Source organism: Pedobacter sp. FW305-3-2-15-E-R2A2, from assembly GCF_038446955.1.
Classification (GTDB): Bacteria; Bacteroidota; Bacteroidia; order Sphingobacteriales; family Sphingobacteriaceae; genus Pedobacter.
In genome coordinates this window covers 2,742,439-2,757,429 of sequence record NZ_CP151803.1, presented here as the reverse complement: position 1 = coordinate 2,757,429, position 14,991 = coordinate 2,742,439, and the positions used below count along the sequence as shown (strand labels likewise).

Sequence of the window (14,991 nt, the reverse complement as noted above, 5' to 3'; positions counted from 1 at the left end):
CTCTTCAGGTTTCCCGTTTACTTTCAGGGGACTCAGCCAGCTGACCTCCCTTAAGCGGGTCACTTTCTGGTCAAGACTTCTTTCCCCTGCAGTTCTCGCCATTTCCAGATAAGCCACTCCCGGCAAGATTTTTTCTTCTGCAACCTGATGATCTTTCAAAAAGCTTTCTTCACCGGTATAAGTGCTCACATATTTCTGCTCCCTGAGGTTTGATTCGTTGCGGTGTAACAGTGGATGCAATTTACCAGCCCCATGGTGTAACGACGTCTGATCCGGGATCCAATAACGTTCACGTGCAAAGGGATAAGTGGGCAGGCTGATCTTTTGCGGCCTTATGCCGTCATAGAGTAGCGACCAGTCAATAGGAAATCCTTTTACCCAAAGCTGTCCCAGTATTTTATACGATTTGCTTTTAATCGCAGTCTCTATAAAGCTTTTACCGGCTTCACCCTCCAATAGAAAACTAAGGTCATTTTTCCTTTCGCTTCCGGTTAAATATCCGGCTGTTTCCCCCTTGAGGTAATCTTTCAGCTGTAGGATCAGTTCTTCTTTATTCTCTGCCAGAAAGGCCAGGCGTTCTTCCATAGCAGTCCTGCCTGTTTGTAAAGTATAGGCGATATCGTAGAAAGCAGCGTCTGAATGGGACTCCAGAAAGCTCATTAAATCTGTGACACGATCTTTTAACCTTGCCACATTTCTTGCCGAGAGGATAAAAATGGCAGGCAGCTGGCTATGGTATACCTCCCGTACTCCGGGTAAATATTCTTCAACCACCACATGCGCATTGACGCCTCCAAGTCCAAAACTGCTGACGCCTGCGATCCTCGCTTTATTGTTTTCAGTTGTCCAGGCCTTTGTTTCTTTTTGCAAAGAAAACGGACTTCCTTCCAGTCGCAGGTATTCATTGGGTGTTTCCAATTGTGGATTACCTGCTAAGGTCTGATGTTTAAGACAGAGCAAAACTTTAATCATGCCTGCTATTCCCGCAGCGGCTTCCAAATGGCCAATATTTGTTTTTACACTGCCAATACTACAATGTGGAACAACCGGAGAATCCAGTCCCCGGTCTTTATATAATTCCTTAAAGGCCAGCTTTAAACCCTCGGTTTCAATCGGATCCCCTAGCGGTGTCCCGGTACCATGTGCTTCTATATAACTCAGCTCCCGCGGATCTATACTCGCCGAACGATAAGCCTTCAACAACAGTTCTTTTTGCGCCAAAGGGTTAGGAGAGGTTAGCGAATTTGCCCTTCCTCCATGGTTTTCTGCTGTTGCAGAGATTAATCCATAAATACGGTCTCCATCAGCCTCTGCTTTCTCCAGAGATTTTAAGATCAGAATCCCTACTCCTTCCCCCCTTACATAGCCCGCCGCCGTCTGGTCAAAAGTTTTGCACCTGCCAACTTCATTTAACATCCCTGCCTCCGTAAATGATAAGGTCAGTTCAGGCGATAACATGGCATTCACCCCTCCGGCAATTGCCACATCGCAATGCCCATTTCTGATATTTTCAACCGCTTTATGGATGGCAACCAACGAACTTGAACAAGCCGTATCTATGGGCTCACTCGGCCCGTGTACATCCAGCAGATAAGAAATCCGGTTTACCAATACTGAAAAAGCAGTGCCTATCGGCGATTGCGCATGACTGGCTAAACCAGGTTGCTGATGTATCAGCGTTGCATAATCTGAGCTCGAGACCCCAATAAATACACCTGCATTGGAACCTTTAAGTGCATCGAATGCAATCCCCGCATCTTCAAGCGCATGATAAACGGCCTCCAGGGCAATTCTTTGCTGAGGGTCCATGAGTTCTGCTTCTTTGGGCGAAATATTGAAATGCAGCGCATCAAACTTGTCTATATCTGTGATAAAACCACCCCACCTGCCGGCCGACTTCTGGAGGGCTCCGGAGGTATTCCAGTCCCACCTGTCTGCAGGAATTTCAGTGATCAGATCTCTGTTATTCTTAAGATTTTCCCAAAAAGCAGCTATATTTTCCGAACCTGGAAAGCGACCGCTTATGCCAACAACAGCAATTGGCGCCCTCGCATTTTTATTGATGCCAATGCCTTTGTTACCGGTCTTTGGCTGTGCAATAAAGGGCTGTGGAACTCCAAACCTGTTGATGCGCTGATTTGCAACAGATGACATGGTTTCATGAGCAGGAACAGGTAGTTCAGCTTCAGCTCCTGACAGTTCATGTTTAGCCCGGACATTTTCAGGAAATTCTCTGGTTAAAAAACCAGATAGTTCATCTACAGTCGGGTAGTTGTAGAATATAGTTGGTAATAATTTCAAGCCGTAAAAAGCATTCAGCTCATTAGAAAAACGGGTCAGCAAAATAGAATCAAAACCATAATCCCCGATTTTTTCAGTGCTGTTGATTTCCCGGATATCCAGCTTCAGTAATGCGGAGATCAGTTCAAGCAGTTTGCCGGTTGCCTTTCTTTGTAAATCATAGGCATTTAGTTCAAAGGACTGATCATTTTGAGATAGTACCTGTCCTGCCCTTTTTTGTATAAAAAGTCCATCTCCTGTTCCATAACTAACGATAACCCTGCTATTGGCGCTATTGAGTACCGCCTCGAATAACCTGAGGCCTTCTGAAGCAGGCATTGGCAACATTCCCCACAGAAGCTCCAGATGCTGCTGCGTATCTTTATCCACCTGCATTCCTCCATCCTGCCATAGCGGCCAGCTGATACTGATCGTTTTACCCCTTCTCTCTCCTTTTACAACCTGCTCATTACGGAACCCGCTAAACTCGTCCAGGTAAGCATTGGCAGCGGCATAATCTGCCTGACCAATATTGCCGGCAATCCCTGCGATGGAGGAGAAAAAGACCATAAAATCCAATGCCTCGTCCTTTGTAGCTTCATCCAGATTTTTTGCCACGGCGATTTTAGAAGAGAAAACTTCTTCAATTTCTGGTATAGTTTTATTCACGATTAAACCGTCGCGTATTACACCCGCACTGTGAATGATCCCGTCTAGTTTTCCATATTTTTCTTTAACTACAGTAATTAAAGACAGGACTTCGGCCTTATTGCCCGAATCACAGCTGTAATAGCTGACATTTGCCATTTCCGAAATGGATGCCTTTACCTTTTCGGTTAACTGGCTTCTTCCAGTCAGAATGAGCTTTGTATTTTTTGTTTTGCTAAGGTGCTCAGCGAAAATTCTTCCCAGTCCGCCTGCACCTCCTGTAATCAGGTACACCCCTCCTTCTTTGATGTGGACCGTATTTGTGGTGGTTTCAAGTGCTGAGATTGACTGAAACACTTTAACCTGCCTTTCTCCTGCTATATAACGCAACTCTGCTTCACCGCTCTCTTTTTCTGCTTCAAGCAGATCTGAAATCGCTTCTACATCTCTCACAGAGAGGTTTTCTACACCAATAACTTTAGCCGTAACATTTGGATTTTCAAGCGTTGCTGTTTTCAACAGGCCTGATATAAAGCCATAATCCAGGTAATCGTTATTTTGACAAACAACCATCACATGTACCGGACTATTCCCAGGGAGCTGCAGTTGCAGCTGTTCCATCACCATACAAAAGTATACAGCCTCTGTGGCCTGTGGAATCGCCTGTACTTCAACTTCCAATCTTTCTTTTAATTTGTCGGCCAGATCAGCAGTTCCACCGGCCAATAGGACCAAATAATTCTGGTCCCGCTGTTTTGTACTACTGGCCAACGGAGCAGCCTCCCAATCCTGACTGAACAAACGGCTTGCTATATCAACTCCAATCTCATTAGACTCTTTTGAGAAACCAGCTGCAGGCAGTGCGACAAAGTCCTTTAGATTCAAAAGCAATGCTCCTTTATCATCCAACAGATCAATATCATAGCTACTAACCTGATCATTTTCATTACCCTCTGCTGTTTTCCTCACATAACACCACATCGCCGACTGCAGGTCTTGATAAATATTGACCTCCCTCACACTAAAAGGAAGGAGCAATTGCAATGCTCCTTTAGCCAGGTTTAAACCTGCGCAGGTTTGTAAAGCACAATCAAATACGGCAGGAGAAAGTATATAATCCTTTCTTTTCGGTAAACTGATCATAGCCAGCGCCTCTGTATCGTTATAATACAGCATTTTCAAACCCTGAAAACCCGCCCCGTAATCCAGACCTGTCGCGCGGAACAATTCGTAACAGGCTTCTCCTGTTCTTTTATTTTTTAACCGGTCCTGAATCAACTGCAGGTCCAATCGCTGAGCTTCCTCTGGTATCTCTAACCCAAAGTACCCATGACTATGAACTTCTTTATTTGTTCCCAAACTGTCTTTTGTATACACCTCGTAGGCGAGTTCATCAGCAACCTGAAAAACCCCGGTATAAACGGTCTCTGATTTACCATTTACTTTTAATGGGCTTAGAAAGAATACATCCTTTAACCGGCTGATCCTTTGTTCCGTTGAACGGGCACCTGCTTCCCTGGCCATTTCCAGATAAGCAACCCCAGGCAATATTTTTTCTCCGGCGACCTTATGGTCCTTTAAAAAATGTTCTTCACCAGTATAAACACTAACATATTTTTGAGCTGTAAGGGTTGATTCGTTTCGGTGTAACAAAGGGTGCAACTTCCCGGCTGTATGACCAGAAGATTTGACTGAAGAAACCGAATCATCCGGCAACCAATACCGTTCTCTTGCGAAAGGGTAAGTAGGCAAGCCGATCTTTTCCGGCTTCCTGTCCGCTCCCTGATACAACAAGGACCAGTCTACCTCAGCTCCTTTTACCCAAAGTTGCCCAAGCGATGCCGCTTCCTTGTCAGCTATGGCTGCATGGATATAAGCCTCAATGGCTTCGCCTTCCAGAACAAAACCATCCTGGTCTTTTTTGATGTTACCCGTGTAAAAGTCGCCGGTAGCTCCTTCCAGATAAGCAGTCAGTTTAGCCTTCAGTTCATCCAGGTCAATGGCCGTCATGGCCAGCCGCTCTTCCATTGCTTCCCTGCCGGTTTGTAAGGTATAGGCAATGGAATACAAGTTCAGACCGGAATGTGATGCCAGGTAGTCAGACAGGTTTTGCACCTGATCCTTCAACCTTGCCCCATTCTTTGCCGATAGTAAAATGACTGCGGGTCCTTTACCGGTATAAGCCTGATGCAGTTCAGGAAGGTATTCTTCCACAATGAGGTGTGCATTGCTGCCTCCTGCACCAAAACTGCTGATCCCTGCGATGCGGAGCTTGCCATTTTCCGGTAACCAGGCTTCCAGCTCCTGCTGTACCCGGAACGGACTGACTTTAAAATCTATATTCGGATTCAATACCGAAGAATGTAAGGAAGGTACCAGCTGCTGATGTCTGAATTGCAATAACACTTTGCTCAGCCCGGATATCCCTGCCGCAGACTCGCCATGCCCGATATTCGATTTCACAGAACCGATGCTGCAATATGCGGTCTTTTCTGAAGGAAAGACCTGACTCAGTCCTGCAATTTCGATCGGATCCCCCAGACTTGTCCCCGTACCATGGGCTTCAATATAACTGATGTCGCCGGCTTGTATTCCCGCCCTTGAGATGGCTTCTTTGATCACTGCAGATTGTGCACGAAGGTTCGGCACCGTAAATCCGCTGCTCCGGCCTCCATGGTTCACAGCAGTGCCTTTGATGACCCCATAAATCCGGTCGCCATCTGCTTTAGCCCTGCTCAGCCTTTTTAACAGCACTACCCCCACACCCTCGCCCGGTACATAACCGTCTCCGCCTTCTCCAAAACTTTCGCAGGTACCCTTGGAGGATAAAAACATCGAATTGGACAGCCAGGTGTATTTGCTTGGATGTAAGCTCAGGCTTACTCCTCCGGCAAGTGCCACCGTACTTTCGCCCCTGTGGATACTCTCACAAGCCAGATGAATGGCCGTCAGTGAAGAAGAACACTGGGTATCGATCCCGATACTGGGACCCCGGAAACCTAAATGATAAGACACCGTATTGGCAGCCATTGATACAAAACTGCTTGGCATAAAGGCCCCTTCAGTCCCTCCGGCACGATATAGCTGGTAATCTGTCCAGAAAACACCTGCAAAAACGCCCACTTTTTCCGTGTCTGATAATTTCTTTGCCGTATAACCCGCATCTTCCACCGTTTTCCAGCTCTCTTGTAAGAACAAACGGGCCTGGGGATCCATATTTTCGGCTCCTATAGGAGGAATATTGAAAAATAAAGGATCAAACTTATCTGCATCTGCGATGAAGCCGCCCCATTTGCTATAGCTCGTTCCTGCCTTTCCTTTTTCCGGGTCAAAATAGAGACTGGAATCCCAACGCTCTTCCGGGATTTCGACAATGCTGTTCTTACCCTGACTCAGATTTTCCCAGAATTCATCCAGGTCTTTTGCCCCCGGATAACGGCCGCTGACTCCAATGACCGCAATCGGATCATCACCATACGACCCTTTATCTATCGCTTTAAAAGAGTCATTCAAAGCAACTGATTTATAGCTCAGTAAATCACCTGGTAAATTACCTGAATCCAATCCAACCGGAGGTATTACTTCAGTTAAATGTTTTGGTACTACCTCTTGCTGAAAGCCTGCCTCCGCTGACAATGCCGATGAGGTATCCGGATGATCAACGGATATAAAATGCGCCTGATCATTCTGCTCTAAATAAGCACTCAGTTCCGCAATGGTCTGATACTCGAACAACAGTGAAGGATAAAAATCATGACCACATTTATGTTCGAGATCTTTAACCAGTTCCATGGTTTGTTTTGAGTCCAGGCCAAGGTCATAAAACCCCCGGTCTTCTTCTATTTCTGCAGCCGGACGATGGAGCCTGGCCGACAATAATTCTCTTAAATAAACACGGATCGTCTGCGCAGTCTTTCTACTGTTTTCCCGAATCCCGCTGTCGCTGGTCAGAGGATATGCAGGGATTACATTTTCCCTGGGTACGATCAGTTGTCTGATCAGTTCCGGATGACGGATGCGTTTGCTCGTCAGGTTCGTAAAACCGCCAAGATAAACCCCATCTTCGTTGTACAACAGGATATTGTTTTTGATCACTTCGGGAGGATACGAAGCACTGACCTGCTGTTTTCTGCTATACACAAAAAGTGTGGAAGGAAGTGCCTGCTGCAATTCAAACTGATCAATTGAAAAAGGGATATAAGGTACCTTTCCGGAAAGTAAGCCCGTACCGTCGGATAAGCAATAGGAGCTTCCGGCAAAGGTTGCGCCATCTAAAAATGGCGGCGGGGCCAGAAGCTGTGTCCGGTAATGTTCGGCCTGTTCGCTCAGATGCAATACCATCAGTTCCTCTTCTCCCCGTTGGTAAAGTTTACCCCTGGTTTGCATAAAATTCCCATGCCAGATCTCTACTGTCCTTGCCAGGGCATATACAGAAGACATCTCAAATACAGCCTCACTGTTCGCGATAAACCCTGCGATATCCAGTTCCGGATGTAAAACACCTGCTGCATCGTCCAGACGGCATTCCATGTGCTGTTCCCATTCTCCATAAACATCCCCCTGCTTATTGATCCGGCAGGAATGAATACCAGCCTCATAGAGGCTATCTTTTCCTACTTTATACCGGATTTCGACCAGGCGGTTAAAAGATTCGGTGGTAGTCAGAGGTGAGGTAAAAAGCACCTTATTTAACATCAGCTCTTCCCCGAACAACTCTTTTGCCGTCCGCAATAGCATATCCAGATAGGTTACCCCAGGCACAATACGCACTTCATGTACCCGATGGTCCCGTAAAATATAATTCTCATGATGAAATTCCGAACGAACAACCCATTCCTGAAACTGCCTGAAGGTTTTGGTCTGCAGGTATTGCTCAAAGGCAATATCGCCGGCTGTGGTTCTTCCCTCCATCACCGGTTGTTTCTCTGCAATTGCGCTTTTATACTGATGCCGTTCTTCCTGTAACAGTTGTTCTTCCGGCCAGTAACGGCTACGGTTATAGACAATACCAGATCCTGAAAAAGGTGCCTTAACTGCATTAGACGCAGGAATTCCTGCATTGCTCAGTAAAACATGGGCATTGTTCCCGCCAAGACCGAAAGCACTGACCCCGGCCCGCCGAATCCCCTTCAGTCCAACCCAGTCCTGCAACTGAAGAACCGGATACACCGCTGATTTCCCAAAGTCAAAACGTGGGTTTGGCCGCTCACAATGAAGTGTAGCCGGAATCTGACCGGCACTGATCGACAACAGGGTCTTGATCACACCGGCAATTCCCGAAGCACTCAGTAAATGTCCGATATTGCTTTTTACACTACCCACACCACAAATCCCCGATTTTCCGGCACTGTATTTCTCCAGCACCCTGGTGATCCCTTTTAACTCAATCGGATCGCCAATCAGGGTACCTGTTCCATGGGTTTCTATATAGCTGATGGTAGATCCGTCTATTCCTGCATCCTTAATCGCCTCTTCAATCAAAGATTGCTGGGCGACCGGATTGGGCGTCGTGATCCCCATGGTATTTCCATCATTGTTTACCGATGTCCCTTCAATTACGCCGTAAATCTTATCTCCGGCTGCAAGGGCACTATCCAGACGCCTCAGCATCAACACCCCGCAACCTTCTCCCAATCCTGTTCCATTTGCATCCTGATCAAATGTTTTACTTCTCCCATCGGGAGAAAGTACTTCGGCATTGCTCAGTAAAACATATAATTTTTCGTCCAGCAGAATGTCCACACCTCCGGCCAGTGCTAAATCAGCCTGACCTGAACGCAATGCTTTTACAGCAAGGTCTATAGCGGTCAGCGAGCTGCTGCAAGCCGTATCCACCACCATATTCGGACCATGAAGGTTATAAATATGCGCCAGGTGGGCGGTAATGAAATTCTGTCCGATACCCGCCAGCATGTCTTTGTGAACCTCGCTGATCTTTTCCTGGAAGCTGCCTGAGCGGCTGCCTGCATAAACGCCCACACGTTTACCCCAGATATCGGACTTGCGGTAACCTGCATCGGCCATTGCCTCTGCACTTACTTCAAGCCATTGCCTTTCCAGCGGATCAATCAGACCTGCCAGATCCGGACTGATCCCAAAATACTCAGGATCAAAACCAGTGATATCTTCCAGAAAACCACCCCATTTACTCACACTTTTTCCGCGTTGTTTCCCTCCTGCAGCATAATATCGGGAGGTGTCCCACCTTTCTGAAGGTACTTCACGGATGCTGTCCCGCCCCTGTTTAAGGTTCTCCCAAAAAGCGGCGAGATCCGGTGCATCAGGAAAATGACAAGCCATCCCGATCACAGCGATGGGAACATGCTCGTAATTCCCGTTCAACCCTGTTGTTTTACGCTGATTTATCCCAGGGTAACTGCCCTGATATTCCTGCAAGACTGAGGACAATTCCTGCTGATAATGTTCCTGTAAATAGTCACTCAGCATGCTGATGTTTGGATATTCCAGAATCACCGTTGGAGAAATACTCACATCCGGGATTTGTTGTTCCAGTCTTTTTACCAGTTGAGCAAGGATCACCGAATCCACTCCATATTCCTGAAAAGCTATATCTTCTTCCAGCTTATTAGCCGGTATTTTCAATTCTATGCTGACCTGATCAGTCAGCCATTCGCTCAGAACAGTCAGCGGAACCAGACCTGAGGCGCCCGTATTTTCTCTTTCCCTGACCTGGATGTTGTGTTTCTCTGGCACCATGAACAGCTGCCTGGCATTAAATCTATTTACATCACACAGCCCCGCGAAAAATTCAGGAGCCTTTACAGCGCCGCTAAGTACTGCATCCAGCACTTTCAGCCCCTGCTGGTCAGTCAGCGATAAAAAGCCAAGCGAACCGTATACCCCTCCGCTGATTTCACCCATCCCGCTTTCTTTCCAGCTTCCCCATTGGATGCTCGTATAATTTTTTCCCTGCAAACGCTGATAGGCAGCAAAGCTGTCCATATAACTGTTCGCCATCGCATAATCACTCTGACCGGCACCAAGCACCGGCACAAATGCAGAAACAGAGGAAAACAACACCCGGAAATCAGGGGCATGACCCTCCAGCACCTCATGAAGGTGCTGCAATCCAATCGTTTTCGGTACCTGAAGCTGCGCGATGGCAGCAATACCTTTTCTGATAAATGCAGGATTTTCATCATCCGCATAACCTGCACAATGCAGCAGCCCTTTTACAGGCCCCCAGCTTGTCCTGACCTCTTCCAATGCGGAAAACAATCCTGCTTTATCGCTCAATGGCGTATTCAGCAGGATCAGCGATGCCCCAAGACTTTCCAGATACAGGATGTCCCGGATCTTTTTCCCTGTTGCCGTAGATGCCGCTTTCTCCTGTTCCCAAAGTGTTCTTTCCGGCATGGCTTCACGTCCCAGCAGGATCAGCTGTCTGATCCCCCGGTGCTCCACCAGATGCCGCGCGCAGGTCATTCCAAGACCGCGCATACCACCGGTAATCAGGACAGGGCCATACAGCACCCCTGTTTCCTGTTTTTCTACTGCGATTTCTTCTGCTACTGGTTGCTCCCAGTTCCCCTGATGATAACGTAAGCGGCTGTGTATACTTTTAGCCCGGTAGGCTTCAGCGATGACGCGGATGCGTTCCGCGGCATCCAGTGAGGGATCTATTTCCAGATGCAGGCTTTCCACATGACGGTACTCTGCCTGCAACATCCGGTACAAGCCAAAACGCTCCGCACCGTAAACGTTGACACCGTCACCTGAACCATCACTAACGATCATTAGTTTTAATCTGCCACCGGAATGACCGGCGATCAGCTGCTGCAACAATGCCAGCCAGTCCTCATATACCGGACCTGCAGCACTCCATCCACCCAGGTCGATCAGTCCGGAAATCTCTTCCCCGGATTCGGCAAGCACTTTTCCTTCCGCCAGGTCACAGATCACAGCATTGCCAATCTGCTCAGCTAAACCGGATGCCAGTTCATTGACTCCAGTATCGGCCAGCAACAAGGTGTTTCCAGGTAACTCATCCCCCTCAGTTAATACTGCAGGTTCCCAGCTCCGGCTAAACATCATCAATTTCTCTTCCTTCACCACAGTTGCCCTTTCCAGGCCTGTTGTTCGTTCGGCTGCAGTGATCCAATATCGCTCCCTCGCAAAGGGGTAACTGGGTAAACTGAGTTTAACCGGCCGTTGTTCTCCATATAGGGTCTCCCAATCAACCGCGACACCTGAAACCCATAATCCTGCAATTCCATTCTTAGACAACACGGCCAGATCAGACCGGCTAAAGCTCAGCTGCTGCTGAAAATGATTTATTTTATCTAACCTGACCGTTCCCCTGTAAATAGCTGCAGGTCTTCCTTTCAGGTATTCATTCAGTTGAAAAACAAGCCCGGAAATCTCTTCAAAAACCACACAGATCCTTTCCTTCATCGCTTCCCGGCATTCCAGAAGCGTATAACAAAGGCCGGCCGGATCTACATCCGGATTTTTTCCTAGGTAGCCCAGCATCTTTTCGACGTAAGCATTTAACCGCCCGGCATCCATTGCCGACAATACAAAAAGAAAAGGGCCTTCAATATTACCTGTCGGACGCTCTTTTTCCCTAAACGATTCCAGGATGACATGTCCGTTGGCACCACCAATTCCAAAACTGCTGATCCCCGCGCGAAGCCTTTCAGCTTCAACACCCCAGGAACGCAGTTCATGATGGATATAAAACGGCGTATTTTCTAATTCTATTTTTTGATTTAAGTTTTTAAAATTTATAGTTGCCGGCAATTGACAATGCTGCATCGAGACCAGCACTTTCAACATGCCTGCTATTCCAGCTGCTGCTTCCAGATGCCCCACATTTGTTTTTATAGAGCCCAGACCACACCAGGGAACTATTTGACTGCTAAGGCCGGATTTGAATCCCGGTTCCTTATGAAGCAGCGAATTAAATGCCGTAATCAGCCCCGACACTTCTATCGGATCACCCAGACTCGTTCCAGTGCCATGAGCTTCAATATAACTGATCGTCCTGGCAGATAGATTGGATCGTCTGCAGGCATCTTCAAGAAGTTTAGCCTGTTTTTCAGGATTCGGAACAGTCAGCCCCCCCGACTGTCCTCCATGATTCACTGCGCTCCCCTTAATCAGGCCTGCGATATGATCCCCGTCAATCAGGGCTTTTGACAATGGCTTCAACATCATTACCACCGCCCCTTCTGCTCTTACATAGCCATTAGCTCGCTCATCAAAAGTATGACAAGCGCCATCTTTACTCAACATATTTGACTGGTGATAAGACAAACTCCGGGACGGATGACAAATCAAATGAATCCCGCCTACTATTGCCTGATCACATCTACCTGATTTAATGGAATTAACGGCCTCATCTACCGCTACAAGAGAAGACGAACATGCCGTATCGATGGTCATACTCGGCCCCTCAAATCCGTAAAAATAGGATAACCTGTTTGCCAGCATGGCTGTTGAAGTCCCCGTGCCGGTTAAAGTGCTTTGAACATTTTGTTCCCGCAGCAGCAATTCATAATCACTGCCACTCGCACCAATGAACACCCCCGTATTACTTCCTTTCAATGCCGCCGCTTTATATCCTGCATTTTCCAGCAACTCCCAGGTCAGCTCTAAAAGAAACCGCTGCTGAGGATCGATCAATTCCGCTTCTTTTGGGGAAATCCTGAAAAATAAAGTATCAAATTCTTCGATATTTTTCAGATAACCGCCTTTATCGATTCCCTTATGTGTCCCATTTAAATCTACCCATGCAGGCCAGTTCAGCCTACCCTCCGGCATATTAGTAATGGCAGATGATCCTGTCGACAGCATTTCCCAAAGCGCTTCAACAGTATCTGCGCCGGGAAGCCTGAAACTAAATCCGACTATAGCAACATCTTCAGTTTCCTGCGCAGCTTGTTCCCTCACTTTTTCCCTATTCTCCACTTCTGTTTCTTTTGAAAAAGACTGTTCTTCGGTTCCCGGTCCTTCATTTAAACGAACGCCTAATTCATCAGCCACCTTTTCCAGCACAAGCGTTAATGTATTTTGCTCAAAAAAGAAAGAGCTCGGCAGCTGTAAACTATATTTATCTTTCAAAAACAAGCCAAAACCCATCAGGTCACCGGAATCAAGTCCCATTTCCATTAATGGACGGTTTGCATCTATCTGTTCCTCCTCTGGTATTAAGTTTTGAACAAAACCGCTGAGGGCATCTGCAAGTTCAGCAAAGCTGATGTTCCATCCTGTCTCAGCAGCTGAAATACCAGCTGATCCTTTAAAAGGAGTTCTGGTTTTCAGGTCATATTCTACCAAAATCCCATTCCCTAAATTTTCAGTATCTCCACTACGATAGCCCTTCACCACAGCTATAATTTTTGCACCATGTACCTGATGAAAACGCAGCACAGCATCGGTATAATAACCGAACTGATCGGTTTGCTTGATATAATCCGCATAACTTTCAGTGGTATTCCCCACAAAATCTCTTGTTCTTGTAATTGCATAGACCTTTTCTACGTCTGTCATCAGTGTGGCACGCTGCAGCATAAACTCCAGCAACTGATCTCCCAGAGCCCGGCTTTGTTCTTTCGGGAATATGTTAATGGAGAGCAGCTGCATAAATTTCCCTTTGGCCTCGTGTAATTCGCCTACCTGATCAACAGTAGTTTCCAGCAATGCCTTCTCAGCTGCAGTACGCTGTGAGTAGATGACACCCTTTACCCCCTCCTGATCTGCAATCACAAACTGTCCTTCCGGAAACACAGTTAACCTTCTTTGGATCTCCTTTCTGGTTAAACACATTTTTTTTGCCCAACAGGCGTTTTCCAACTGCATTAAAACCGCTATGTCCTTTCCGGTAGCGTGACGGATCTGAAAATCCTTCATTTTATAATGCAGGGAGCGAACCTCATTCACAAATGCATGTTTCTCCCGCTGCTCCGGTGCTGAAGCCGGAAACAACCCAGATTTTGCTGCATTAAACATAAACGATGCCGCATCCAGAGGATAAAATCCCGAGAGTCCGTACATCAGTTCCAATGCCGCTGAATTCTTATCCTGTATAAACTTCCGGTCAGCATCCGGTTGAGTCAGCTGGTTCTCCGACAAGATTAAACCATGCGGACCAATGATCTTTAACCATTGTTCGAAATAACGCGGAAAATCGCGATGGATCCCGGTATATAAATCCCGGCCCGGCTGCACCTGATGTTGAGACAGACTGATATGTAGAATTCCCGATGCATCGACCGACTTTTCCTCCAGGATTTGCAACAAATCTTCCGGACCTTTCTCCGGATTGTAATTGATCAGCACATGAGGAATATCCGCTAACGTTTGTGCAGCTGTATCCAGCTCTTCCTGGCTCCCCCTTATTCCGATGAGCTGTAAGGGATAACGCGTCAACTCAGCCCCTCTTTTGGTTTTGGCACGAACCAGTTGAAAAATATGCTGCAGCACTGCAACATCTCCAGCATTCCATACAGCAATGTAACGGGGCTGATCTTTCAGTTCCCCTGTGTTAAACAAATCTGTAATCAGATCGTCAATCTGAAGAAGTTCATCGTTTTGATAAAAGCCTGCCGAATTTTCACCGAACAGGCATTTTTGTTCCTTTCCAGCGATCCAGCCCAACTGTTGGATCAGCCCTGTTACCGGTTCCCGCAATTGCGGATGAAACCATTCCGGATCAAAACCATTAGCCGCGCTTGTATACCGGGTTGCCATGCGTTGCATCACCGGAAATAAAATAATTCCTTCGAACAAGACCCTGTAAAGCAGGTCTCCCGCATCCCAGCCCGATTTTAGTGCATTAAAACTCTTTAAGAATAATTCAATCCTGGCCGGATCAGCATCAGGGCTTACAAAATCAGGCAAAACCAGATCTTTGGCCCCAGAGGGAATTGCGCCCTCATTGGTATGGATGGTAAATTGGTATTTTCCGTTCCGCTTTTTCACCAGCCATCCCAATGTCAGGAGGAGGTGAATAAAAATATCCGGACATTCAGTTTTTGGGTTCGTTTTCTGAAGAAAATCTTCGAACGACCATTCGTTTTTTTTGCGAGAATTAAACAT

Annotated in this window: 1 protein-coding gene (only partly in view); it reads right to left on the bottom strand. The window is 46.9% G+C overall.

From position 1 onward, the window contains the following. Positions 1 to 14,991: the beginning of an SDR family NAD(P)-dependent oxidoreductase gene (locus tag AAFF35_RS11495; protein ID WP_342332629.1), read on the bottom strand. The gene continues 26,952 nt to the left of window position 1, outside the view; the window shows 14,991 of its 41,943 coding nt (coding positions 1–14,991); its start codon is at positions 14,989 to 14,991; its stop codon lies off the left edge, out of view.